A 23,671-nucleotide genomic window follows, 5' to 3' on the forward strand; every position below is an offset into this window, starting at 1 on the left:
CGACTATCTATCCATTGTAGCTCATGCGCGATTGTCATCAAGGTTTAGTAGATGATAGTCTGTATCCCTCTTCTAACACAGGGAATCGCCAATGAGCCGCTTTGCCGCCCCCATCGCCGAGCAGATCTGGGACATGAAATACCGTTTCAAACAGGCGGATGGCACGCCCATCGACCAGACGGTTGAGGACAGCTGGCGGCGCATCGCCCGCGATCTGGCACGGGTGGAAAAAGACCCCGCGCACTGGGAAGAGAAGTTTTTTGAGGCGTTGGAGGATTTCAAATATTTGCCCGCCGGTCGTATCACCGCAGGCGCAGGCACCGCGCGGCAGGTGACGCTGTTCAATTGCTTTGTCATGGGCACCGTGCCCGACAGCATGGGCGGCATCTTCGACATGCTGAAAGAGGCCGCGCTGACCATGCAGCAGGGCGGGGGGATCGGTTATGATTTCTCGACCATCCGTCCGCGTGGGGCCGATGTGCACGGGGTGGCAGCCGATGCCTCGGGGCCGCTGAGCTTCATGGATGTGTGGGATGCGATGTGCCGCACGATCATGTCCGCAGGCTCGCGCCGTGGGGCGATGATGGCGACCATGCGTTGCGACCATCCGGATATCGAACAGTTCATCACCGCCAAATCCGACCCGGCGCGTCTGCGCATGTTCAACATGTCGGTGCTGGTCACCGATCCGTTCATGGAGGCGGTCAAGGCCGATGGCCCGTGGGAACTGGTGTTCGGTGACAAGGTCTATCACACCGTTCAAGCCCGTGATCTGTGGAACAAGATCATGCAGGCCACCTATGATTATGCCGAACCCGGCGTGATCTTCATCGACCGGATCAATCAGGCCAACAACCTGAGCTATGTCGAAACCATCGCGGCGACCAACCCGTGTGGCGAACAACCCCTGCCACCCTATGGCGCCTGCCTGCTGGGGTCGATCAACCTAGCGCGGCTGGTGGCTGAACCGTTCGAAGACGCAGCCCATCTGGACGAGGCAACGCTGCAAGAGTTGGTCGCGACGTCCGTGCGGATGATGGACAATGTGGTCGACGCGTCGAAATTCCCGCTGCCCGAACAGGCCGCCGAGGCACAGGCCAAGCGCCGCATCGGGCTGGGGGTGACCGGTCTGGCGGATGCGTTGCTGATGCTTGGCCTGCGCTATGGGTCCGACGAGGCGGCGCGTCAGACCGAGCGCTGGTTGCAGGCGATCGCCCGCGCCGCGTATCTGGCGTCGGTGGATTTGGCCAAGGAAAAAGGCGCGTTCCCGCTGTTCGATGCCGAGAAATATCTGGCCAGTGGCACCATGCAGCAGATGGACGATGACGTACGCGATGCAATCCGCGAGCACGGGATCCGTAACGCTCTGCTGACCTCGATCGCGCCGACGGGCACAATTTCCCTATATGCGGGCAACGTGTCCTCGGGGATCGAGCCGGTCTTTGCCTATGCCTATACGCGCAAAGTGCTGCAGAAGGACGGCTCGCGCACCGAGGAAGAGGTCGTGGACTACGCCGTGCAGATGTGGCGGGACAAGTTCGGTGACAAGGAACTGCCGGAGTATTTCGTCAACGCGCAGACGCTGTCTCCGTCGGATCACGTCAAGATGCAGGCGGCGGCGCAGAAATGGATCGACAGCTCGATCTCGAAGACGATCAACTGCCCCGAGGATATCAGCTTTGACGCCTTCAAGGACGTCTACATGCAGGCTTGGGACCAAGGTTGCAAAGGCTGCACCACCTATCGTCCGAATGACGTGACCGGATCGGTTCTGACCGTATCCGAGAGCGCCGACACCGCGCCGGGTGAAAGCGCGGCCGCCCCGCATGAGGTGGATGGAGGCGAGGTCGTCTACATGTCCGAGCCGCTGGACCGGCCGCAATCGCTGGAAGGTTCGACCTACAAGCTGAAATGGCCAGATAGCGAGCACGCGATCTACCTGACCATCAACGATATCGTCATTGGTGGCCGTCGCCGTCCGTTCGAGGTGTTCATCAACTCGAAGAACATGGAGCATTACGCCTGGACCCTGGCCCTGACCCGGATGATCTCGGCCGTGTTCCGCCGGGGTGGAGATGTGTCGTTCGTGGTCGAAGAGTTGAAGGCCGTGTTCGACCCGCGCGGTGGTGCCTGGGTGAAGGGCAAGTATATCCCCTCAATCCTGGCCGCGATCGGCGGGGTGATCGAGCAACACCTGATCAACATTGGTTTCCTCGAGGGCGAAGGCATGGGCCTGAAGTCCGACCCGCAAGCGCAGGTGGTCAACATGGATGCCCCCCGCGGCAAGGCATGCCCGTCCTGCGGCCAGTTCGACATGGTGATGATCGAAGGCTGCATGACCTGTCGCAGTTGTGGGCACTCCAAATGTGGCTGATCCCGGGGGGAGTAACCTGCCAATGAAATACAAGGCGACGCGAAGCGGCTCAGTAGAACCTAGCCTCGATCCGAAGGGGCTGTGACGCTCAAGGCACGTGTTCCCTTGGTTTTTCAACTGCTTGCAGGCGCTCGGTTTATGGATCGGGCGCCTTCTAGTTTTGATCCTCTCAGCCATTCTTTGCTATATGCCAACTGGCCTATTCGGGTAAGCTTGTGACTTGATTCAGGATGGCTTGAGAAGCCGAAGCATCTTGAGGTTGCTGCTGTTGAGACTGCCAACCGCTAACACGGTAGATAAAGCCAGATTGGCAAGTGTCTTTGCAGCCACGGTCAATGGTCGAATCGTTTAGGTAAAAATTTCGTTAATGTTGCGGAAACGTCTCTTTTCCGCCTCATTTAGCATTGATAAGAACAGCCCAGTCAGTAGTGAAATGTTGAAGGTGCAGGCGGGTACAATGAGAGCCGGAAAAAACGGTCGAACGGCAGTATTTTGGAGTCAGACGGAAATCGATGGGCTTGAGGCGGCGCCTTTGTCCTTTCTGTCTGTCGGAGCAGCGTGGTCATGGCGCGGACAGGCGCGATATCTGGTTGAGACGGCCGCCCACGCGGTGGAATGGACTGGACATGCCGGTGGCAGCAAGGCTGCAACTCTTGATCATTGCGCTCAAATTGAAAATCTGCCGGACGAAGCAAACGGTCTTCTTGTTTTGACCAATGGCGCACAAACATTCACAGCGGCCTTGTTCCCAGTGGCAGGTGAATCAGTTCCGATGTTGGTATTCGAAGGCGATTGCCCCGAACGGGATCAGGAATTCTGGATCAGCGAAATTGCGGAAAGCGGGCTCCAAGACGGCACGTCCTCGGAGTTGGTGAATACCGTCGTCACATTCCCGGCCCGGCCAAGGCAGGACATGGGCGGGGCCGAACTGCGGGTTGCGGGTGCCGCCGGGCGCAGGGCCGAATAAATCCCAAATTTTTTGACAGAAAAGCCGTTGTCGCCTCGTGCGGCCGGTTGACTCTGCCTGTTTCGCGGATATAAGCGCGGCTTCATTGGTGTTGGTGGCCCTCGCAAGGGGATGCCTGTCATGGGGGAAACCTCAAGAGGACAACGCCCTTCATAGTAGGCGCTAACCTATTCCCTTAGCAGGGGAGCGCCTTCGACCAAAACGAAGGAGATCAGCCGTGACCAAACGCACGTCTGCCAAGTACAAAATCGACCGCCGGATGGGCGAGAACATCTGGGGTCGTCCGAAATCCCCGATCAACCGTCGTGAATATGGCCCCGGCCAGCACGGTCAACGCCGCAAGGGCAAACTGTCAGACTTCGGTCTGCAGTTGCGCGCCAAGCAGAAGCTGAAAGGCTACTACGGCGACCTGACCGAGAAGCAGTTCCGCCGCATTTATGCCGAAGCCGTGCGTGTGACCGGCGACACCGGCGAAAACCTGATCGGTCTGCTGGAACGCCGTCTGGACGCTGTGGTCTACCGCGCTAAATTCGTCGCGACCGTCTTTGCCGCACGTCAGTTCGTGAACCACGGCCACGTCAAGGTGAACGGCAAGCGGGTCAACATCCCTAGCTACCGTGTCAAAGAAGGCGACATCATCGAAGTGCGCGATAAGTCCAAGCAGCTGGCCGTTGTTCTGGAAGCTGTTGCTCTGGCCGAGCGCGATGTGCCTGACTACATCGACGCCGATCACTCGAAAATGACCGCGACTTTCGTGCGTGCACCGGGCCTGAGCGATGTGCCTTACCCGGTCATGATGGAACCGAACCTGGTCGTCGAATTCTACGCGAAGAACTAATCTTCGCCGACGTCTGGAATTCCAAGGCCGCGCAGTGTGCGCGGCCTTTTTTTGTTGGGGTGGGCCTGCCACTGCGGCAGGAGGCTTCCATCCGAGATTTTCTGCCAACAAGAAGATCGAGTCAAATCGGCAGCGGTCGCCCCTCGGCGATTGCTTCCATCGCGAAATACGAAGTCACGCTATCCAACTCGACCTTTTCGATCAGGCGTTGATAGACTTTGTCATACGAGGCCATATCCTCGGTCACGACTTTCAGCTGATAGTCATAGTCGCCGCCGATGCGGTGGAAATCCACGACTTCGGGAATGGTCAGGACGTGGCTGCGAAAGGCCTGCAGCCATTCGGCCGAATGGTGCCGCGTGCGCAGCATGACGAAGACCACAAGGCTCAGCCCCAGTTTCTCGCGCGCGATCCGGGCGGTTGAGCCAGTGATGACCCCATTTTCGTTCAGCGCCTTCAGGCGGCGCCAACAGGCGTTTTGTGACAACCCGACCCGATCCGCCAATTCACGTTGGGACAGCGTGGCGTCGGTTTGCAGCTCACGCAGGATGCGTTTGTCAATTTGATCCATTTTTTCTGACATAGTTGATCATATGACACAAAAACTTGGAAAACCATCAAAAGAAAGGTGAAGAATCCTCGCTGCTATTCAATCATATTTAAAGGGCAATACGGAGCCTATGCCATGACCCTGTCCAAATTTCGCGCAGACATCCAGTCCACCACTCGCAATTCAAGCTTGCGCGACGGGCTGATCGGAGAAAACGTTCTGATCCCGGGTCTGCATGGGGACGTGCCGCTGGTATATGCGGATTACGTCGCCTCGGGTCGTGCGCTGCGGCAGGTTGAGGACTTTGTCGCCGAACAGGTGCTGCCTTTCTATGCCAACAGCCATACCGAGGCCTCCTATTGCGGGTCTTATATGACCCGTCTGCGCCGTGAAGCACGCGCAGAAATTGCCCGCATTGTTGGTGCGAGGGGCGAAGACGCGGTGATCTTCACCGGGTCCGGCGCCACTGCGGGTCTGAACCGGCTGGTCAGCTTGTTGGGTGTGGATGCGGCTGACCGGCCGGTCGTCCTGATCGGGCCGTACGAGCATCATTCGAACATTCTGCCCTGGCGCGAAAGCAAGGCGCAGGTGATTGAGATCCCCGAGGCTGCAGGGGGCGGTGTTGACTTGGCTGCGCTTGCACAAGCCTTGGTCGATAATGCCGGTTCCGACTTGATCATCGGGTCGTTCTCGGCCGCATCGAATGTCACCGGGATCATCACCGATCCGGACCCGATCACCCGGTTGCTCAAGGCAAATGGGGCGGTGTCGGTTTGGGATTACGCGGGCGGCGGGCCGTATTTGCCGATGGACATGGGGCCGGAGGATGCGCGCAAGGATGCCATCGTTGTCTCTCCGCACAAGTTTCCGGGCGGACCGGGCGCGTCGGGCGTGCTGATCGTCAACCAGAGCGCTGTAAAGCGCACATGCCCCAGTTGGCCCGGTGGCGGCACGGTCAGCTTCGTCTCGCCATGGCGGCACGACTATAGTGAGGATTTGGCTACGCGCGAAGAGGCCGGAACGCCCAACGTGATCGGTGATATCCGCGCGGCGCTGGCCTTCATCGTCAAGGATGTGGTCGGCACCGATGAGATTGCCCACCGCGAGGCGCAATACAACCGCATGGCGCTGGAGGGGTGGGGCGACAACCCAAACCTGACCTTGCTGGGCACGGACAACCCGCATCGGCTGCCGATCTATTCTTTCCTGGTGCGCGACAACTCGGGGCAGCCTGTTCATCAGCAACTGTTCACCCGGATGCTCAGCGATATCTACGGTATTCAGGCCCGCGGCGGCTGTGCCTGCGCCGGACCCTACGCGCACCGCCTGTTGGGGATCGACCGAGAGATGTCGAACGAGTTGCACGCGGCATTGTCTGCCGGGGAAGAGATGAAGAAACCGGGCTGGGTGCGCCTGAATTTCTCGTATCTGATGAGCGAAGAGACGGTTCAGTTCATCATCGACAGCGTCAATGACCTGTCCCACCGGACCGAGGAATTCGCGCCCATTTACAGCGCCGACCCGGCAGCCGCCCGCTTCAAAGCGGCGTGACGGAATTGCCGCTTTTCTCAACGCGTTGAGACAGGTATGAGGGGCTCCAATCAACGGAGCCTCTTATGAACAAGATCACCCCTCAACCCGGCATTATGGACATCGCGCTTTATCAGGGCGGGCAGTCGCATGTGGCCGGGGTCGAGCATGTGATCAAGCTGAGTTCGAACGAAAACCCGTTTGGCCCCAGCCCCAAGGCGATCGAGGCGGTGCGCGACAGTGCCGCGACCCTGCATCGTTATCCCAGCACCGATCACGCCCCCCTGCGTGCGGCAATTGCTGAGCGGCACGGGCTGAACCCGGCGCAGATCGTCTGCGGCGTGGGTAGTGACGAGGTGCTGCAATTCGTGGCGCAAGCCTATGCCGGACCGGGGGATGAGGTCATCTATACCGAGCACGGGTTTTCCATGTACCCAATCATCGCCCGCATGGCCGGCGCGACGCCTGTGATGGTGCCCGAGCGGGACCGGCACGTAGATGTGGACAACATCCTTGCGGCGGTCACGGACCAAACGCGGATCGTGTTTGTGACCAATCCGGGCAACCCGACCTCGACCATGATCCCCGAGGCTGAACTGGTGCGATTGGCCGAGGCGCTGCCGCAGGCTTGTCTTATGGTGATCGACGGCGCCTATGCCGAATTCGTTGACGGGTTCGACGGTGGTGCGTCTCTGGTCGACCGGTTCGAGAACGTGATCATGACCCGGACGTTTTCCAAGGTTTACGGTCTGGGCGGAATGCGCGTCGGCTGGGGCTATGCCGCGCAGTCGATCATCGATGTGCTGAACCGTGTGCGCCAGCCGTTCAACCTGTCGCTGACCGCACTGGCGGCGGCCGAAGCTGCGGTGAAGGATGTGGAGTTTCTGACCTTCTGTCAGGCCGAGAACGCGCGCCTGCGGGTGTGGCTGTCCGAGGAGCTGGCCAAGATCGGTGTTCCGTCGGATGTGTCCTGCACCAACTTCATCCTCGTCCGGTTTGCCGATCGGGCCGAGGCCGAGGCCTGTGACGATTACCTCAAGACCCAAGGTCTGATCGTGCGCCGCGTGGCGGGCTACAACCTGCCCAACGCCCTGCGGATCACCGTTGGTGACCAGAAAGCCTGCCGCCGTGTTGTTGCGGCCATCACCGCGTTCAAAGGAGGTGCGGCATGAGCCAGGTTTACGACCGCGTCGCGCTGATCGGGTTGGGCCTGATCGCATCGTCCATGTTCTGGGCCATCAAACGCGCCGGCCTTGCAGGTGAGGTCACTGGCTATGCCCGGTCCGATGCGACACGCGAAACGGCCCGCCGCATCGGTCTGTGCGACCGTGTGTGCGACACCGCGCGCGAGGCGGCCGAAGGCGCGGATTTGGTGGTTTTGTGTGTCCCTGTCGGCGCGATGGAGGCCGTGGCCGCAGATATCGCCCCGGTGCTGAAACCCGGCGCGACGGTGACGGATGTGGGCTCGGTCAAACGGCACGTGATTCAGGCCGTGTCCCCGCATATTCCTGAAGGCGTGCATTTCGTCCCCGCCCACCCGCTGGCCGGGACCGAGCATTCAGGCCCCGAATCCGGTTTCGCCGAGCTTTACGACAATCGCTGGTGCCTGCTGGTGCCGGTCGAGGGCTCGGACCCGGGCGCTATCGCCCGTCTAAGGGCGCTGTGGGAAGGCATGGGCGCGAATGTCGATGAGATGGATGCGGATCACCACGATCTGGTGCTGGCCGTGACGTCCCATGCACCTCACCTGATCGCTTATACGATGGTAGGCGTGGCTGACGACTTGCGCCGGGTGACCGACAGCGAGGTGATCAATTATTCCGCCGCCGGTTTCCGGGATTTCACCCGGATTGCGGCCTCGGACCCAACCATGTGGCGCGATGTATTCCTGACCAACAAGGATGCAACACTGGAAATCCTCGGTCGCTTTACCGAAGAGCTTTTCGCCCTGCAGCGCGCCATCCGTACCGGTGATGGCGAGCATCTGTTCGACTATTTCACCCGAACCCGCGCGATCCGGCGCGGCATTATCGACGCAGGCCAGGACACGGATGCGCCGGACTTTGGACGGGGCAAAGCAAACCCATGAGACGCGGCTGGAGGTTCCTGATGGTCGGATGCGTGGCGGTCAGCGCCACATGGTCCTACGCGGCGCCTCCGGAACAGTCACTGGTGCCCGTCACGCGCCCCTCTGAGGCAGAGGTGTTGGCCTTTGCAAACCCGGCCCCCGTTGAGATTCGCCCCAAATTGCGGCCCGAGCCGCAAATCGTTCTGGCCGCAGCGGCGGTCCCGGCGGATGTGTCGGTGTTGGAGCAAAGCGCACCAATCCGGCCGCTCTTGCGGCCAAATGCGCTGGAGCTTGAGGTGCTGTTCAAGAAACGCAAGCTGCGCAAAACCTCGGTTTGCGGGGATATCGACATTCAGGGCAAACCGGTCGGCAACGTTCCGGGCAGGATCGCGGCGTGCGGCATCAAGGATGCCGTTCAGGTCACCTCGATCTCGGGCGTGGCGCTCAGCCGTCCGTCGACGATGGATTGCGGCACGGCCATTGCGCTGAACAAATGGGTCGACAAATCGGTCAAGCCCGCCTTCAAGCGGCGCGGTCCGGTGGTCGAGCTTCAGGTCGCCGCGCATTACGCCTGCCGGACGCGTAACAATCGCAAAGGTGCGCGTATCTCGGAACACGGCAAGGGCCGGGCGATCGATATCTCGGGTTTCAAGATGGCGGACGGAGAGGTTGTGACCGTGCTCAAAGGCTGGCGCAAGAACCCGTCAAAGCGGCAGCTGACCAAGGTCTGGCGCGGGGCGTGCGGGCCGTTTGGTACCGTGTTGGGGCCAAACTCGGACCGATATCACCGGGATCATTTCCACTTGGACACGGCGCGTCACCGCCGGGGGCCGTACTGCCGTTAGCGCAGGATCAGGCGTGGGGCCGGTCCAAGGGGCAGGGGGCCAAGCGCCACAAAACCATCGCGGAAATTTAGTTGCAGGTCCAGGGCGTTGGGGTTGCCGCCCAGCCCGGCCATGAAGTTCAGCGCGCGCGTTACCGGATCAACCGCCTGATCGGGCAGGGCACCGGCTGCGTTGGCCATGGCGATCATGTCGCGCCAGTTCTCGGCCTTTACGGCAATCTCTCCGGTGGGGATGCCCTGTTGATCGACATCCAGCTCTCCGGTCGCGAACAGACGCAGCGCGCCCCATTTCATCTCGGCCAGACGCAGGTCGATCTTTACCGGCTGCGGCCTGCTGTCCTCCAGCGCCGAGCGATCCCAGGCCTTGTCGAAGGTGGCAATCATATCCAGTTCCAGCGCCTCGAACGCCTGCGGAAGGGACGTGGCCGAGCGCATCAACTCGCGTAGGTCGTCACCGGGGGTGAAGCCATCAATCCGGGCACCAATTACATAGGCCTCGGGGGTCGGCGTCTGCTCCATCACCAGGGCCAGAGTATCACCACCGGCCAGCGCCTCGGCATCGTCGGTGATCGACCACGGACCAGCGGTCAGCGCCATCTTTTCCAACACCAGCGCGACGCCGGGCTGCAATTGCAGCTCGGCTTGAAGGCCGCTGGCTTCGATTGTGGCCGTCTGATCGTAGTAGGACAGCCGCTGTGGCGTGTCGGCAAACCGCAGCACCTGTCGGCCGGGCCAGATTGCGGGGCTCTGGAACTCAATCCAATCGGCGCTCCATGCGGTGCCGTTGACCGGATCGGCCAGCGCGGGGCTGTTCAGGCGGGTCATGTGGTGGAACGGGTATCCGGCGGTTTCCACATCCGCGAACTCGGCCTGCCAGCCCCGTTCCTGCTGTTTGTCGAACCATGTGGTGATGGCATTGCGCAGCCCGAAACCGGCGATGAACCAATAGGCGCTCCATGCGACAAAGATGAAAATGATAAACCGCACCAGACCGCGCATGACAGATGGCCCTTTTTCCCGCCTCGGAATTGATGTTTATAGGCGCAAACGGGCAAGGACCAGTGCTATGACGATGTGGGTTTTCGGATATGGATCGCTGCTGTGGAATCCGGGCTTTCCGGTGGCCCGCAGCGAACGCGCCACGCTGAACGGCTATGCCCGGTCCTTCTGCATGAGTTCGATCCACCACCGCGGCACCGAAGATCATCCCGGCCTTGTTCTGGCGCTGGACGAACAGGCCGATGCCCATTGCAAAGGTTTAGCTTTGGCCGTTGAGGCCGGTCACGAAGAGCGCACGCTGCATGAATTGCGCGAACGCGAGCTGATTTCATCGGCCTATGTCGAGAAAATGCTGGATGTGCACCTGAACAGCGGCGAAGTGGTGACAGCGGTGACATACGTGATCGACGCCGACCATGTGCAATATTGCGGGGGGATGCCGCTGGAGGAACAGGCGCAGATCATCGCCCATGCTGTTGGCGGGCGCGGGCCGAACACCGAATACCTGTATAACACAGCCGAACATCTGGCCGAGATCGACCTGCGCGATCCCGATCTTGAGTGGTTGGCGCAACGGGTGCGGACCATCACAGCATAAACCCTTGGCGTCACCGGTGTAATTTCGCTAGATTCAACGTAGAGCAGGCAAAATACCGGGAACCACGCGCATGGCGCAGGCACAACAGGGCGCGAGACCGCATTTCTCGCAACCCATTCGTCAGATCGTTACGATGCTGGTCGCGATCGCCTTGGCGGGGCTTGGGGTCTTCATGGCGCTGCCCTACGTTTTGCCGGTCTTTTATGCCAACCCCTACCTGAACGGTTTCATCATACTCGTCTTCATCATCGGTGTGTTCGCCTGTTTCTATCAGGTGACACAGCTGATTGGGTCGGTCCGCTGGATCGAGGCGTTTGTCGGCGGTGTTGTTGGTGAGGACGCCCGCACACCGCAATTGCTGGCGCCGCTGGCATCGCTGCTGCGCGAACGGGGCGCGCGGTCGCAGATCAGTTCAACCTCAACCCGGTCCATTCTGGATTCGGTGGCCGAGCGGATTGAGGAAGAGCGCGAGATTACCCGCTATATTACCAACGTCCTGATATACCTTGGCCTTTTGGGTACGTTCTTCGGGCTGGCCACCACCGTTCCGGCCATCGTCGACACCATCCGCAGCCTCAACCCGCAACAGGGCGAAGAGGGGCTGGCCGTATTCAACCGCCTGATGGTCGGGCTGGAGTCGCAGCTGCAGGGCATGGGCGTGGCCTTCGGGTCCTCGCTGCTGGGCTTGGCGGGGTCGTTGATCGTTGGCCTGTTGGAACTGTTCGCGGGTCACGGGCAGAACCGGTTCTACCGCGAGCTTGAGGAATGGTTGTCCTCGATCACTCGCGTCGGTTTTGCCGCCGGGGACGAAGGCAACGCCGAACTGGCCGTGCTGACGCCTGTGCTCGACGCCATGTCCGAACAGATGAACGCGCTGCAGGATTTGTTTTCCGCGCAAGGGGCAGACAGCGTAGCGGTGTCGACCAAGTTGGGCCAGCTGGCGGACTCGATTGGCGAAATGAACGCGCGGCAATCGAACAACGACAATGTGACAGCGGCTTTGGAACGGGTGGCCCTTGGGCAGGATGCGCTTCTGGGTCACATGCGCGAACAGGGTGCCGGTGACGGGATCGATGCCGAAAGCCGGATGCGCCTGCGGTCAATGGATGTGCAGTTGCTGCGCATTCTCGAAGAAATCTCGGCTGGCCGGCAGGAAAGCATGAGCGAGCTGCGCAAGGATATCGAACTGCTGGTCAAAGCCCTGACACTGCCCCGAGGCGCCGTGCGTACTGCTCCGGAAGGCGAGTAGCCCATGGCCCTGTCCCGCCGCACAGGTCAGCGTTTTCAGGGCTCGGTCTGGCCCGGATTCGTGGATGCGATCACCGGGCTTTTGATGGTGCTGACCTTTGTGTTGACCATTTTCATGGTGGTGCAGTTCGTGCTGCGCGAAACCATTTCCGGGCAAGAGGATGAATTGACCGCCCTGTCGGACGAGGTCGCGGCCCTGGCCGGGGCGTTGGGCTTGGAAGAACGGGAAAACAGCCGGTTGCAGGCGCGGTTGGGGGTGTTGAGCTCGACCCTGAATCAGGTCGAGACGGAATTGGTGCAGGCGCAAATACAACTCACCGACTTTGAGGATCAGGTCGCGGCCCTGTTGCTGGATCAGGCGCGATCACAGGATGAAATCGCCGAATTGCAGAGTGAACAGGACGCGTTGAACCTGGCTCTGGCGCAAAGCCGGGCCGAGATCGACGAACAGACCGAGGCCGCCCGTCTGGCCGCCGCGCAACGCGAGGCGCTTGAGGCGTTGGTGGCCGATCTGGAACAAGCGGATGCGGCGCAGACCACCCGGATATCCGAGCTTGAAGAACAGCTGACAACGGAAGAAGCCGCCAGATTGGCCGAGGCCGCCGCTGCCGAAAACCTGCGGTCCCGTCTGCAGAACGCAGATGCCGAACTGACCGCCATGACCCTCGCGCTGGAGGCGCAGCGCAAGGAAGCCGAGGAAACGCTGACCCTGCTGGCCGCAGCGCAGGCCGCAAAGGCGGAACTGGAACAGCAGTTTGGCGATCTGAATAACGAAGAACTGCGGGCCCGGCTTGAAGCCGCCCTTGCCGCCCAGACCGAGGCTCAGGCCGAGGCGCAGGAACAACGGACATTGGCCGAGGAGCGCGCGGCCCTGCTGGCCGTGGCGCGCGACACGCTGTCAGCCGAGCAGGCGATTTCCGAAAAGGCGCAGCGCGAAACCGCGCTGTTGAACCAGCAGATGGCGGCGCTGCGCGAGCAGTTGGGTGGTTTGCAGGCGCTGCTGGACGATTACGCCGAGCGCAACGCCGCCGCCGACATTCGCATCCAGTCGCTGGGGCAGGATTTGAACGCCGCGCTGGCGCGTGCGGCCTCGGAAGAGCGCCGCCGCCGCCTGCTGGAAGAGGCCGAACGTATCCGTCTTGAGGCCGAGGCGCAGGACCTTGCCGCGCAGGCCGAGGACCTGCAGCGCTATCGGTCGGAATTCTTCGGCCGCCTGCGCGACGTTCTGGGCAATGAAGAGGGCGTGCGGATCGAAGGGGACCGTTTCGTGTTTTCCTCCGAGGTGCTGTTCGACACCGGGTCGGCCATCTTGTCCCCGGTCGGTCAGCAAGAGGTCGCCAAAGTGGCCACCATCCTGCGCAGCGTGGCGGCGGAAATTCCCGAAGGTCTGAACTGGGTGATCCGCGTCGACGGCCACACGGACAACGTGCCTCTGGCTGGGACAGGGCGCTATCGCGACAATTGGGAGCTGAGCCAGGCGCGGGCCTTGTCGGTGGTACGCTATATGGTTGACGCACTGGGAATCCCCCCGAACCGGCTGGCGGCCAACGGATTTGGTGAATTCCAGCCTGTCGACCCGGCCGACACACCCGAAGCCCGCGCGCAGAACCGCCGGATCGAGCTGAAGCTGACCGAGCGCTAACTTCCGGGCGTTCAGACCAATCCATGAATGCGGGCAAACGGGTCGTTGGTCTTGTCTTTGTGCCATGTGTATTCGCACCATTTAGCGACCTTTTCGGCCACGTCTTTTCCGTGCATCAGGGCGATTGCGCCAAGTGCCATGTCCATGCCGGCGGACACGCCGGACGAGGTCAGGAATGGCCCGTCTTCCACCCACCTCGCTTGCGGAATCCAGTCGACCTGCGGCCCCTGTTCGCAGACCCACGAAAATGCGGCCTTGTTGGTTGTGGCGCGCCGATTGTCCAGCAGGCCCGCTTTGGCAAGCAGGGCGCTGCCAGTGCAGACGCTGAGAGTGAACTCCGCAGTGTTTGAACTGTGCGCTATCCAATCCAGCAGGCGTGGGTTGCCAACCTCGCGGCGTGTTCCTGCGCCGCCGGGTACAAACAGGACGTCATAGTGACCACCATCCCCGAGTGATTTTTCGGCGAAGGCTTTCAGCCCTTGATTGCTTGTGACCGGGCCTGCGGTTTCGGCCACAAGCTCCAATGAGAAGTCATCGGCAAGCAGGCCGAACATCTGCATCGGGCCAAACACATCCAGCAACTCGAACCCTGGAAAGATCAACGCCCCGATTTTACGCATTCCGGCTCTCCTTCCGCAGACGGGTATCCGTCACAAAAAAAGCCCGCCAACATAGGTCGGCGGGCGTATGGATTTGTTGTGGGACCGGGGTCAATCCGCAGTCAACAACGGCGGCTTGTCGCCCGGAATACGCGGCTGATCGGGGCCGAAGATTTCCAGGTTCAACTCACCTTTCCTGACCGAGACGCGAACCACACCGCCCTTGGCCAGCTTGCCGAACAGCAGTTCCTCGGCCAGGGGTTTCTTGATGTGCTCCTGAATCACGCGGCCCAACGGGCGGGCGCCCATCTTGTCATCATAGCCCTTGTCGGCCAGCCATTCAGCGGCTTTGGGCGTCAGGTCGATGGTCACGTTGCGGTCCAGCAGCTGCGCTTCCAGCTGTAGCACGAACTTTTCGACCACCTGCAGAATGACCTCTTTCGGCAGTGGCGCGAACGAGATCACCGCATCCAGACGGTTGCGGAATTCCGGCGTGAACATCCGTTCGATCGCGGCAGTGTCTTCGCCTTCGCGGCGGTCACGGGCAAAGCCGATGGCGGCCTTGGCCTGTTCCTGCGCGCCTGCGTTCGAGGTCATGATCAGAACCACGTTGCGGAAGTTCACCGTGCGGCCGTTGTGATCGGTCAACTCACCGTGGTCCATCACCTGCAACAGGATGTTGAACACATCCGGATGCGCTTTTTCGATCTCGTCCAGCAGCAGTACACAATGCGGATGCTGGTCGACGCCATCGGTCAGCAGACCGCCCTGATCAAACCCGACATAGCCCGGAGGCGCACCGATCAGACGGGAAACCGCATGTTTCTCCATGTATTCAGACATGTCAAAGCGCAGCAGTTCCACACCCAGCGTATCCGCCAACTGTTTCGCGACCTCGGTTTTACCCACACCGGTCGGACCGGCGAACAGGTAGTTGCCGATGGGCTTTTCAGGCTCGCGCAGACCGGCCCGTGCCAGTTTGATCGCGCTGGACAGCGCCACGATGGCGTCATCCTGACCGAACACCACACGTTTCAGCGAAGCCTCAAGATCCTTCAGAACCTCGGCATCGTCCTTGGTGACATTCTTCGGCGGGATGCGGGCGATCTTGGCGACGACCGCCTCGATCTCTTTCACACCGATGGTTTTACGGCGCTTGCTTTCGGCGACCAGATGCTGCGCGGCGCCGGCCTCATCGATCACGTCGATGGCCTTATCGGGCAGTTTGCGGTCGTTGATATACCGCGCCGAGAGTTCCACGGCGGTCTTGATCGCGTCCGCAGTGTATTTGATCTCGTGATGTGCTTCGAAATAGGGTTTCAGGCCACGCAGGATTTTTACGCTGTCCTCGACCGAAGGTTCATTCACGTCGATCTTCTGGAACCGACGGCTCAGCGCGCGGTCCTTTTCGAAATGCTGCCGGAATTCCTTGTAAGTGGTCGAGCCCATGGTGCGCAGCTTACCGCCCTGCAAGGCGGGCTTCAGCAGGTTCGAGGCATCCATCGCCCCGCCCGAGGTGGCACCGGCCCCGATCACGGTGTGAATCTCGTCGATGAACAGCACCGCGTCGGGGTGATCTTCCAATTCGGTTACGACCGCCTTGAGCCGTTCTTCGAAATCTCCGCGATAGCGGGTTCCGGCCAGCAGCGCGCCCATATCCAGCGAATAGATGGTGGTATTGGACAGCACATCAGGTGCTTCGCCGCCCACGATTTTGTGAGCCAAACCTTCAGCGATAGCAGTTTTGCCCACGCCAGGATCGCCCACCAGCAGCGGGTTGTTCTTGCGACGGCGGCAGAGAACCTGAATGCAACGCTCAACCTCATCGGCGCGGCCGATCAGCGGGTCAACGTCGCCTGCGCGCGATTTGGCGTTCAGATCAATGCAGTATTTTCCAAGCGCGCTTTCCTTCTGGTCGCCCTCGCCAGCGGTGGCCTGAACCTCATCCTCGACCTGATCCGCGCCGGATACCGAGCGGTTTTCGCCAAAGGCCGGGTCCTTGGCCACGCCATGCGCGATAAAATTCACCGCGTCATAGCGGGTCATGTCCTGTTCCTGCAGGAAATAGGCCGCGTTGCTTTCGCGTTCGGCGAAGATGGCAACCAGGACATTGGCGCCGGTCACCTCGGTCCGGCCCGAGCTTTGCACATGGATCGCGGCGCGTTGGATTACACGCTGGAAGGCAGCAGTCGGTACGGCCTCGGACCCGTCGATGTCGGTGACCAGATTGGACAGGTCTTCGTCAATGAACTCGACCAGAGTGCTGCGCAATTCTTCCAGATCGACGCTGCAGGCCTTCATGACGCGGATGGCATCAGGTTCCTCCAGCAGCGCCAGCAGCAGATGTTCCAGCGTTGCGAATTCATGTCGCCGTTCATTCGCAGCCGCAAGGGCCGCGTGAATGGCTTGTTCTAATGTGCTCGAGAATGAAGGCACGCGGGTGCTCCTCTGTCTTGGGTCGAAGCGGGGCGGCTATGGCCCCAATCCAACCATGTCCTCATACTATTAGAGTTTGGTTGATCGTGGCCCGGCTTCAAGGGTTTTCTTGCTCTTGACAGTCACATTTAACGTGACCGTGGCCGTGAAGAGAGCGAAATAGGCACTAGAAGCGGTCTTTTCTAGCCCGGATCTCGGCGAAAACTGCCGCAGGGTCAGCATTTCCCATCCCCAGATGTGCCTGAATCGCAGGATCGGAGGCGCGTAGAAACGGGTTTGTGGCCTGTTCCAGCGCCAGAGTTGACGGCACCGTGGGTCGCCCCTCGGCGCGGGCGCGGTCGATATCGACAATGCGTTGCTGCAGCGCGGCGTTGTCGGGATCGACGGTCACGGCAAATTTGGCGTTGGATTGTGTGTATTCGTGCCCTGAGCAGACGATTGTTTCGTCCGGCAAGGCGGCCAGTTTGCAGAGCGACGCCCACATTTGCGGCGCGGTGCCTTCGAACAGGCGGCCACACCCAAGCGCCATCAGGCTGTCGGCGGTGAACACTACAGAGCTTTGCGGCATGTAATAAGCAACATGCCCGACCGTGTGGCCGGAGACGTCCAGCACCTGCACCGGTTCGCCGCCAACCTCGAACGTATCACCGTCCGCGACCTGCTGGTCCAGCGGGGGCAGGCGATGGGCGTCGGCAGCGGCGCCGATGACTTTGGCGGGGTGCTGTTCAAGAATGCCGGGCAAGCCGTCGACGTGATCCCAGTGGTGATGGGTCAGCAGCACATGGCTGAGGTTCCAGCCACGTGCTTCCAGTTCGGTCAAAATCGGGGTGGATTCGGGCGCATCAACAAGGGCGGTCTGGCCACTGGCGGCGTCATGCGCCAGAAAAGCGTAATTATCGCTGAGACATGGGATGGTGACGATCTCAAGAGGCATGGCCTTTTGCCCTTTCGTTGCTAGACTGCGCTCAGCTAAGCCGATTGACCGGGTGTCCGCAATGCATCTTGATGTGCAGGATCTGAGGAACTTCTACTACCGCAGCACACTGGGCCGGGCGGCGCAGGCTGCTATTCGGGGCCGGCTGACCGAGATATGGCCCGAAGCCAAGGGACAGACGGTGGTGGGCTTTGGCTTTGCGGTGCCCTTGCTGCGCCCTTATCTGGCCGACGCACGTCGTGTGATCGGCCTGATGCCGGGGCCGCAAGGCGTGATGCCGTGGCCCGCGGGCATGCCCAACGTGTCGGTTCTGATCGAGGAAACCTTGTGGCCGGTTGAGACCGGCCATGTGGACAAGCTGGTGGTGATGCACGGGCTTGAGACCTCGAGCCGCCCCAGTGAGTTGCTGGATGAATGCTGGCGCGTTCTGGGGCCGGGTGGGCGGGCCCTGTTCGTGGTGCCGAACCGGGCCGGGTTGTGGTCGCGAACGGACCGGACGCCGTTCGGGTTCGGGCGGCCGTATTCGGCGTCGCAGCTGGAAAGTCAGCTAAAGGGACACCATTTCATCCCGGAAAGTCACTGTTCCGCCCTTTACATGCCGCCCTCCTTTCGCCGCTTCTGGCTGAAATCGGGAAGTCTGATCGAGAAAACCGGGCAACGCTTGCCCACGGTCATGGCTGGCGGCGTTCTGATGGTTGAGGTGACCAAACATATTCGGCCTCCCAGCGGCAGCGTCACAAAGGATACCGAGCGGCGCCCCATCAAGGCGCTGGACGGTTTGTTGAAGCCCGCGTGACCGCTGAGCCGCCATGCGTTCGGAAAAAACGCGGGAAAAAAGTCACAGGAATCGCAAAAACCTGCATATTCGTAACATTTTTCAACTGACCCAGGGGGTTCAAACCGTCGCACTTTGTGTAAGTATCTGAAAAATAATACTTTGTGGATAATTCTGTTACCGCTATAGCATATTGCTTGGTTGGTTCTGCTCTGCTACATCCCCGGTGATTTTGATCCCCGCCCTAAAAGGACGGGGTTTCCTCACGCCCCAAGGTAGCGGCCGCTACTCAAAATCGGGGCCTCAAGTATCGGAAGGGTGGACGTGTCCGAACCAGCTTCGATTTCCACAGGCATCGCCGAGCGCTATGCCACCGCAATCTTTGAGATTGCAAAAGAGAACAACGACCTTGCAGGTCTGGAATCCGGCATCAATGATCTGGCATCAGCTTTGGGCGAAAGCGCCGAACTGCGCGACCTGATCGCATCTCCGCTGATTTCGCGGGCCGAACAGGAAGGCGCGATTACTGCGGTTGCCGACAAGATGGGCCTGCACGCCATCCTGCGCAACACGCTGGGTCTGATGGCGCAGAAGCGCCGCTTGTTCGTTGTGCCGCAGCTGGTGCAGGTTCTACGCGACATGCTGGCGGACGAGCGCGGCGAAGTGACCGCCGATGTCGCCTCGGCCAAGGCGCTGACCAAGGCGCAACTGGATAAACTGTCCAAGACGCTGTCCGAGCGCGTGGGCAAGACCGTGACAATCAATGCGACTGTTGATGAAAGCCTCATCGGCGGTCTAGTCGTTAAAGTGGGCTCGAAGATGATCGACAGCTCGATCCGCTCCAAGCTCAACTCCCTACAGAATGCAATGAAAGAGGTCGGATAAATGGGAATCCAAGCTGCAGAGATTTCTGCAATCCTGAAGGACCAGATCAAGAATTTTGGTCAGGAAGCCGAAGTAGCCGAGATCGGCCGCGTGCTGAGCGTCGGTGACGGGATTGCCCGTGTATACGGCCTGGACAACGTGCAAGCCGGTGAGATGGTCGAATTCCCCGGTGGCATCATGGGCATGGCGCTGAACCTGGAAAGCGACAACGTGGGTGTCGTTATCTTCGGTTCCGACCGTGACATCAAAGAAGGTGACACCGTCAAGCGCACCAACTCGATCGTGGACGTTCCGATCGGTGACGAACTGCTGGGCCGTGTTGTTGACGGTCTGGGCAACCCGCTGGACGGCAAGGGCCCGATCAACGCAACCAAGCGTGGCGTTGCAGACGTTAAGGCTCCTGGCATCATCCCGCGTAAATCGGTGCACGAGCCGATGGCGACCGGCCTGAAGTCGGTTGACGCGATGATCCCGATTGGCCGTGGCCAGCGTGAGCTGATCATTGGTGACCGTCAGACCGGTAAAACCGCCGTTGCTCTGGACGCGATCCTGAACCAGAAATCCTACAACGACGCAGCAGGTGACGACGAGTCGAAGAAACTGTACTGCGTTTACGTTGCGATCGGTCAAAAGCGTTCGACCGTTGCGCAGCTGGTGAAGAAACTGGAAGAATCCGGTGCAATTGAGTATTCGATCGTTGTGGCCGCGACCGCGTCCGACCCGGCACCGATGCAGTTCCTGGCGCCTTACGCCGCAACCGCGATGGCCGAATACTTCCGTGACAACGGCCGCCACGCGCTGATTATCTATGATGACCTGTCGAAACAGGCTGTTTCTTATCGTCAGATGTCCCTGCTGCTGCGCCGTCCGCCCGGACGTGAAGCGTATCCGGGTGACGTTTTCTATCTTCACTCGCGTCTGCTGGAACGTTCGGCGAAGCTGAACGAAGATTTCGGCGCGGGCTCGCTGACTGCTCTGCCGGTTATCGAAACTCAGGGTGGTGACGTTTCGGCGTTTATTCCGACCAACGTGATCTCGATCACCGACGGTCAGATCTTCCTTGAAACCGAACTGTTCTATCAGGGCATCCGTCCCGCCGTGAACACCGGTCTGTCGGTTTCGCGCGTGGGCTCCTCGGCTCAGACCAACTCGATGAAGTCGGTTGCTGGTCCGGTTAAGCTGGAACTGGCTCAGTACCGCGAAATGGCTGCGTTTGCGCAGTTCGGTTCCGACCTTGACGCCGCAACCCAGCAACTGCTGAACCGTGGTGCGCGTCTGACCGAGCTGATGAAGCAGCCGCAGTATTCGCCGCTGACCAACGCTGAAATCGTCTGCGTGATCTTCGCTGGCACCAACGGTTACCTCGACAAGATCGATGTTTCGGACGTTGGCCGCTATGAAGCTGGCCTGCTGGCGCACCTGCGTGGCAAGCACGCGGATCTGCTTCAGTGGATCACGGACGAAGATCCCAAGATCAAGGGCGATGCTTCCGACAAGATCAAGGCTGCGATTGACGAATACGCCGCAACCTTCGCTTAAGGGAGAGGCGGGCATATGCCAAATCTTAAGGACCTTAAAAACAGGATCGAGTCGGTCAAATCGACCCGCAAGATCACCAAGGCCATGCAGATGGTCGCGGCGGCAAAACTGCGCCGCGCCCAGGAATCTGCCGAAGCCTCGCGTCCCTATGCCGAACGGTTCAATGCCGTGATGGCGGGGCTGGCGGCATCGGTCGGGGGCAGCGACAGCGCCCCCAAGCTGCTCCGTGGTACGGGCAGTGATGATGTCCACCTGCTGGTTGTGATGACAGCTGAACGCGGCCTCTGCGGCGGCTTCAACTCGAGCATCGCCAAGCTGGCCCGTGTCAAAGCGGAAGAGCTGCGCCTGAAAGGCAAGACGGTCAAGGTTCTGACTGTCGGCAAGAAAGGCCGCGACGCGCTCAAGCGTGATCTGGGCGATCTGTTCGTCGGACATGTCGACCTGAGCGAAGCAAAACGCATTGGTTACACCAACGCGCAGGACATCGCGAAGGATATCCTGTCCCGCTTTGATGGGGGTGAGTTCGATGTTGCCACGATCTTCTACTCGAAGTTCGTCAACGTTGTGACCCAGATCCCGACGGCACAGCAAGTCATCCCCGCCTCGTTCGAGGAAACCGAGGGTGACGAAAGTGGCGCGGTATTCGACTACGAGCCCAGCGAAGAGGCCATTCTGGCCGACCTGCTGCCCAAGGGGGTTGCGACTGCAGTCTTCTCGGCTCTGCTCGAAAACGGAGCCTCGGAACAGGGCGCACGGATGTCCGCGATGGACAATGCGACACGAAACGCGGGTGAGATGATCGACAAACTGACGATCCAGTTCAACCGCTCGCGTCAGGCCGTGATCACCAACGAGCTGATTGAAATTATTTCCGGCGCCGAAGCGCTGTAGAGACAAACCGGAGACGAAACATGGCGAATGCAAAAGGCAAAGTCACACAGATCATCGGGGCCGTCGTCGACGTGCACTTCGAAGATCAGCTGCCTGAAATTCTGAACGCGCTGGAAACCACCAACAACGGCAAGCGCCTGGTGTTGGAAGTTGCTCAGCACCTGGGTGAAAACACTGTCCGCACAATCGCGATGGACGCGACCGAAGGTCTGGTCCGTGGCGAAGCCGTGACCGACACCGGCGCACCGATCTCAGTTCCGGTTGGCAACGCCACCCTGGGCCGTATCCTGAACGTCGTTGGTGAGCCGATCGATGAAAAAGGTCCGGTTGAAGCGTCTGAGGCCCGCGCAATCCACCAGCCCGCGCCGACCTTTGATGAGCAGTCGACCGAGTCGGAAGTTCTGGTCACCGGCATCAAGGTTGTGGACCTGCTGGCGCCCTACGCCAAGGGCGGTAAGATCGGCCTGTTCGGCGGCGCCGGCGTTGGTAAAACCGTTCTGATCATGGAACTGATCAACAACATCGCAAAAGTGCACTCGGGCTTCTCGGTTTTCGCGGGTGTTGGTGAACGGACCCGTGAAGGCAACGACCTGTACCACGAGATGATCGAATCGAACGTGATCAAGCCGGACAACCTGTCGGAATCGCAGGTGGCCCTGGTTTACGGTCAGATGAACGAACCTCCGGGAGCACGTGCGCGTGTTGCTCTGACCGGTCTGACCCTGGCCGAACAGTTCCGCGACCAGTCCGGTACCGACGTTCTGTTCTTCGTCGACAACATCTTCCGCTTCACGCAGGCGGGCTCCGAGGTTTCGGCTCTGCTGGGTCGTATTCCTTCGGCTGTGGGCTATCAGCCGACACTGGCCACCGATATGGGCGCCCTGCAGGAACGCATCACCTCGACCAAGTCGGGCTCGATCACCTCGGTGCAGGCCATCTACGTACCTGCGGACGACCTGACCGACCCCGCGCCGGCAACCTCGTTTGCGCACCTGGACGCGACCACCGTTCTTAACCGTGCGATCTCGGAAAAGGGTATCTACCCTGCGGTTGACCCGCTCGACTCGACCTCGCGTCTGCTCGACCCGGCCATTGTTGGTGAAGAGCACTACAAGGTTGCGACCGACGTTCAGCAGATCCTCCAGCGCTACAAGTCGCTGCAGGACATCATCGCCATCCTCGGCATGGACGAACTGTCGGAAGAGGACAAATTGACCGTGGCCCGTGCCCGTAAGATCGAACGCTTCATGTCGCAGCCGTTCGACGTGGCTCAGGTCTTCACCGGCTCGCCCGGCGTTCAGGTTCCTCTGGATGTTACCATCGCGTCGTTCAAGGCCGTTGTGGCCGGCGAGTACGATCACCTGCCCGAAGCGGCCTTCCTGATGGTTGGCGGCATCGAAGAAGTGATTGCCAAGGCGGAAAAGATGGCCGCAGAAGCCGCCTAAGGAGTATCCCTGATGGCAAACACGATGCAATTCGACCTCGTCAGCCCCGAGCGAAGCCTGGCTTCGCTCAGTGCGACGGCGGTCCAGATTCCCGGCGCGGACGGGGACATGACGGCAATGCCCGATCACGCCCCCACCATTACCACGCTGCGCCCAGGCATCCTGAAGGTCGACTCACCCGAAGGCTCCAGTGAATATCTGGTCACCGGTGGGTTTGCTCAGATCAACGGCGATGGCCTGTCGGTTCTGGCCGAAAAGGCCATTCCGGTTGCCGAGGTGACCCGGTCGCATCTGGACGATCTGGTGGCCGAAGCCCGCGCTTCGCACGAAGCAGCGAAGGAAGGCGATGACCAATCCATCGTCGACGACGCCGCCAAGCTGCTGGCCGACATGGAAGCCCTTGGAACGCATATGAGCCTGTAAGGTTCACTGCAATCAGAATGTCGAAAACGGCCTCGCTTGCGCGGGGCCGTTTTTTTGTGGTGATTTTAAAGAAACCTCGGGATAAG

Annotated in this window: 21 protein-coding genes; 16 read left to right on the forward strand and 5 right to left on the reverse strand. The window is 60.4% G+C overall.

Annotation, left to right across the window (positions count from 1 at the left end):
- Positions 1-91: 91 nt before the first annotated feature.
- The 3 genes from ACOQFT_RS17190 to rpsD all read left to right on the forward strand — a co-directional run bounded on the left by ACOQFT_RS17190 (position 92) and on the right by rpsD (position 4,179).
- Positions 92-2,374 carry an adenosylcobalamin-dependent ribonucleoside-diphosphate reductase gene (locus ACOQFT_RS17190; RefSeq protein ID WP_421599110.1) on the forward strand — a complete coding sequence of 761 codons (2,283 nt, stop codon included), beginning with the start codon at positions 92-94 and terminating at the stop codon, positions 2,372-2,374.
- A 367-nt stretch (positions 2,375-2,741) separates the two neighbouring features.
- Positions 2,742-3,341, forward strand: coding sequence for a hypothetical protein (locus ACOQFT_RS17195; protein ID WP_421599111.1), 600 nt, complete (start codon positions 2,742-2,744; stop codon positions 3,339-3,341).
- A gap of 217 nt (positions 3,342-3,558) precedes the next feature.
- Positions 3,559-4,179, forward strand: a complete 621-nt coding sequence (gene rpsD / locus ACOQFT_RS17200) for a 30S ribosomal protein S4 (RefSeq protein WP_421599112.1) — start codon at positions 3,559-3,561, stop codon at positions 4,177-4,179.
- A 121-nt stretch (positions 4,180-4,300) separates the two neighbouring features.
- On the opposite strand, the gene ACOQFT_RS17205 is transcribed toward rpsD, so the two are convergent.
- Positions 4,301-4,762 (reverse strand): Lrp/AsnC family transcriptional regulator, encoded by a 462-nt coding sequence (locus ACOQFT_RS17205; RefSeq protein WP_421599113.1) that lies wholly within the window; start codon positions 4,760-4,762, stop codon positions 4,301-4,303.
- Positions 4,763-4,864: 102 nt separating this feature from the next.
- Between ACOQFT_RS17205 and ACOQFT_RS17210 the strand changes: the two genes are divergently transcribed.
- The 4 genes from ACOQFT_RS17210 (at position 4,865) to ACOQFT_RS17225 (ending at position 9,172) form a co-directional block, all read left to right on the forward strand.
- Positions 4,865-6,280, forward strand: a complete 1,416-nt coding sequence (locus ACOQFT_RS17210; protein WP_421599114.1) for an aminotransferase class V-fold PLP-dependent enzyme — start codon at positions 4,865-4,867, stop codon at positions 6,278-6,280.
- 65 nt (positions 6,281-6,345) lie between these two features.
- On the forward strand, positions 6,346-7,431 hold the full coding sequence (gene hisC / locus ACOQFT_RS17215) for a histidinol-phosphate transaminase (protein ID WP_421599115.1): 1,086 nt from the start codon (positions 6,346-6,348) through the stop codon (positions 7,429-7,431).
- Positions 7,428-8,348 (forward strand): prephenate/arogenate dehydrogenase family protein, encoded by a 921-nt coding sequence (locus tag ACOQFT_RS17220; RefSeq protein WP_421599116.1) that lies wholly within the window; start codon positions 7,428-7,430, stop codon positions 8,346-8,348. Before hisC ends, ACOQFT_RS17220 begins: the two co-directional genes overlap by 4 nt.
- Positions 8,349-8,368: 20 nt before the next feature.
- The gene (locus ACOQFT_RS17225; RefSeq protein ID WP_421599117.1) at positions 8,369-9,172 is read left to right on the forward strand and encodes an extensin family protein; all 804 of its coding nucleotides are present in this window, start codon (positions 8,369-8,371) and stop codon (positions 9,170-9,172) included.
- Here the strand turns inward: ACOQFT_RS17225 and ACOQFT_RS17230 are convergent.
- Positions 9,169-10,170: a DUF2125 domain-containing protein gene (locus ACOQFT_RS17230; protein WP_421599118.1), complete on the reverse strand. Its 1,002-nt coding sequence runs from the start codon at positions 10,168-10,170 to the stop codon at positions 9,169-9,171. The genes ACOQFT_RS17225 and ACOQFT_RS17230 overlap by 4 nt on opposite strands.
- A 67-nt stretch (positions 10,171-10,237) precedes the next feature.
- Here ACOQFT_RS17230 and ACOQFT_RS17235 point away from each other — a divergent pair, with 67 nt between their 5' ends.
- From ACOQFT_RS17235 to ACOQFT_RS17245, 3 genes are all read left to right on the forward strand, one after another.
- Positions 10,238-10,768, forward strand: a complete 531-nt coding sequence (locus ACOQFT_RS17235) for a gamma-glutamylcyclotransferase (RefSeq protein ID WP_421599119.1) — start codon at positions 10,238-10,240, stop codon at positions 10,766-10,768.
- Between the two features lie 70 nt (positions 10,769-10,838).
- Entirely contained in the window at positions 10,839-12,017 is a 1,179-nt protein-coding gene (locus ACOQFT_RS17240; protein WP_421599120.1) for a biopolymer transporter ExbB, read from the forward strand.
- 3 nt (positions 12,018-12,020) lie between these two features.
- A complete protein-coding gene (locus ACOQFT_RS17245) occupies positions 12,021-13,658 on the forward strand; it encodes a peptidoglycan -binding protein (RefSeq protein WP_421599121.1) in 1,638 nt (545 codons plus the stop codon).
- A gap of 11 nt (positions 13,659-13,669) precedes the next feature.
- On the opposite strand, the gene ACOQFT_RS17250 is transcribed toward ACOQFT_RS17245, so the two are convergent.
- The 3 genes from ACOQFT_RS17250 to gloB form a co-directional block, all read right to left on the reverse strand.
- The gene (locus ACOQFT_RS17250; protein WP_421599122.1) at positions 13,670-14,278 is read right to left on the reverse strand and encodes a DJ-1/PfpI family protein; all 609 of its coding nucleotides are present in this window, start codon (positions 14,276-14,278) and stop codon (positions 13,670-13,672) included.
- A gap of 90 nt (positions 14,279-14,368) precedes the next feature.
- Complete coding sequence (gene clpA / locus ACOQFT_RS17255) at positions 14,369-16,693, reverse strand: ATP-dependent Clp protease ATP-binding subunit ClpA (protein ID WP_421599123.1); 2,325 nt, start codon at positions 16,691-16,693, stop codon at positions 14,369-14,371.
- Between the two features lie 166 nt (positions 16,694-16,859).
- Complete coding sequence (gloB, locus tag ACOQFT_RS17260; protein ID WP_421599124.1) at positions 16,860-17,627, reverse strand: hydroxyacylglutathione hydrolase; 768 nt, start codon at positions 17,625-17,627, stop codon at positions 16,860-16,862.
- A 61-nt stretch (positions 17,628-17,688) separates the two neighbouring features.
- Here gloB and ACOQFT_RS17265 point away from each other — a divergent pair, with 61 nt between their 5' ends.
- The 6 genes from ACOQFT_RS17265 to ACOQFT_RS17290 all read left to right on the forward strand — a co-directional run bounded on the left by ACOQFT_RS17265 (position 17,689) and on the right by ACOQFT_RS17290 (position 23,585).
- Positions 17,689-18,423, forward strand: a complete 735-nt coding sequence (locus ACOQFT_RS17265) for a methyltransferase domain-containing protein (protein ID WP_421599125.1) — start codon at positions 17,689-17,691, stop codon at positions 18,421-18,423.
- A gap of 303 nt (positions 18,424-18,726) precedes the next feature.
- Positions 18,727-19,287 carry a F0F1 ATP synthase subunit delta gene (locus tag ACOQFT_RS17270; protein WP_421599126.1) on the forward strand — a complete coding sequence of 187 codons (561 nt, stop codon included), beginning with the start codon at positions 18,727-18,729 and terminating at the stop codon, positions 19,285-19,287.
- Entirely contained in the window at positions 19,288-20,826 is a 1,539-nt protein-coding gene (gene atpA / locus ACOQFT_RS17275) for a F0F1 ATP synthase subunit alpha (RefSeq protein ID WP_421599127.1), read from the forward strand.
- 15 nt (positions 20,827-20,841) lie between these two features.
- Positions 20,842-21,717, forward strand: a complete 876-nt coding sequence (locus ACOQFT_RS17280) for a F0F1 ATP synthase subunit gamma (protein WP_421599128.1) — start codon at positions 20,842-20,844, stop codon at positions 21,715-21,717.
- Positions 21,718-21,737: 20 nt separating this feature from the next.
- Positions 21,738-23,162, forward strand: a complete 1,425-nt coding sequence (atpD, locus tag ACOQFT_RS17285; RefSeq protein ID WP_421599129.1) for a F0F1 ATP synthase subunit beta — start codon at positions 21,738-21,740, stop codon at positions 23,160-23,162.
- A 12-nt stretch (positions 23,163-23,174) separates the two neighbouring features.
- Positions 23,175-23,585, forward strand: coding sequence for a F0F1 ATP synthase subunit epsilon (locus tag ACOQFT_RS17290; RefSeq protein WP_170440760.1), 411 nt, complete (start codon positions 23,175-23,177; stop codon positions 23,583-23,585).
- Positions 23,586-23,671 lie beyond the last annotated feature (86 nt).

It is taken from the genome of Ruegeria sp. MALMAid1280, assembly GCF_049195285.1.
In the GTDB taxonomy this organism is placed as follows: Bacteria; Pseudomonadota; Alphaproteobacteria; order Rhodobacterales; family Rhodobacteraceae; genus Ruegeria.

What these genes read in the sequence shown, in the direction of transcription:
- ACOQFT_RS17190 (WP_421599110.1), top strand. Translation starts at nt 92, where the DNA reads ATGAGCCGCTTTGCCGCCCCCATCGCCGAGCAGATCTGGGACATGAAA.
- ACOQFT_RS17195 (WP_421599111.1), top strand. Translation starts at nt 2,742, where the DNA reads ATGTTGCGGAAACGTCTCTTTTCCGCCTCATTTAGCATTGATAAGAAC.
- ACOQFT_RS17205 (WP_421599113.1), bottom strand. Translation starts at nt 4,762, where the DNA reads ATGTCAGAAAAAATGGATCAAATTGACAAACGCATCCTGCGTGAGCTG.
- ACOQFT_RS17210 (WP_421599114.1), top strand. Translation starts at nt 4,865, where the DNA reads ATGACCCTGTCCAAATTTCGCGCAGACATCCAGTCCACCACTCGCAAT.
- hisC (WP_421599115.1), top strand. Translation starts at nt 6,346, where the DNA reads ATGAACAAGATCACCCCTCAACCCGGCATTATGGACATCGCGCTTTAT.
- ACOQFT_RS17220 (WP_421599116.1), top strand. Translation starts at nt 7,428, where the DNA reads ATGAGCCAGGTTTACGACCGCGTCGCGCTGATCGGGTTGGGCCTGATC.
- ACOQFT_RS17225 (WP_421599117.1), top strand. Translation starts at nt 8,369, where the DNA reads ATGGTCGGATGCGTGGCGGTCAGCGCCACATGGTCCTACGCGGCGCCT.
- ACOQFT_RS17230 (WP_421599118.1), bottom strand. Translation starts at nt 10,170, where the DNA reads ATGCGCGGTCTGGTGCGGTTTATCATTTTCATCTTTGTCGCATGGAGC.
- ACOQFT_RS17235 (WP_421599119.1), top strand. Translation starts at nt 10,238, where the DNA reads ATGACGATGTGGGTTTTCGGATATGGATCGCTGCTGTGGAATCCGGGC.
- ACOQFT_RS17240 (WP_421599120.1), top strand. Translation starts at nt 10,839, where the DNA reads ATGGCGCAGGCACAACAGGGCGCGAGACCGCATTTCTCGCAACCCATT.
- ACOQFT_RS17245 (WP_421599121.1), top strand. Translation starts at nt 12,021, where the DNA reads ATGGCCCTGTCCCGCCGCACAGGTCAGCGTTTTCAGGGCTCGGTCTGG.
- ACOQFT_RS17250 (WP_421599122.1), bottom strand. Translation starts at nt 14,278, where the DNA reads ATGCGTAAAATCGGGGCGTTGATCTTTCCAGGGTTCGAGTTGCTGGAT.
- gloB (WP_421599124.1), bottom strand. Translation starts at nt 17,627, where the DNA reads ATGCCTCTTGAGATCGTCACCATCCCATGTCTCAGCGATAATTACGCT.
- ACOQFT_RS17265 (WP_421599125.1), top strand. Translation starts at nt 17,689, where the DNA reads ATGCATCTTGATGTGCAGGATCTGAGGAACTTCTACTACCGCAGCACA.
- atpA (WP_421599127.1), top strand. Translation starts at nt 19,288, where the DNA reads ATGGGAATCCAAGCTGCAGAGATTTCTGCAATCCTGAAGGACCAGATC.
- ACOQFT_RS17280 (WP_421599128.1), top strand. Translation starts at nt 20,842, where the DNA reads ATGCCAAATCTTAAGGACCTTAAAAACAGGATCGAGTCGGTCAAATCG.
- atpD (WP_421599129.1), top strand. Translation starts at nt 21,738, where the DNA reads ATGGCGAATGCAAAAGGCAAAGTCACACAGATCATCGGGGCCGTCGTC.
- ACOQFT_RS17290 (WP_170440760.1), top strand. Translation starts at nt 23,175, where the DNA reads ATGGCAAACACGATGCAATTCGACCTCGTCAGCCCCGAGCGAAGCCTG.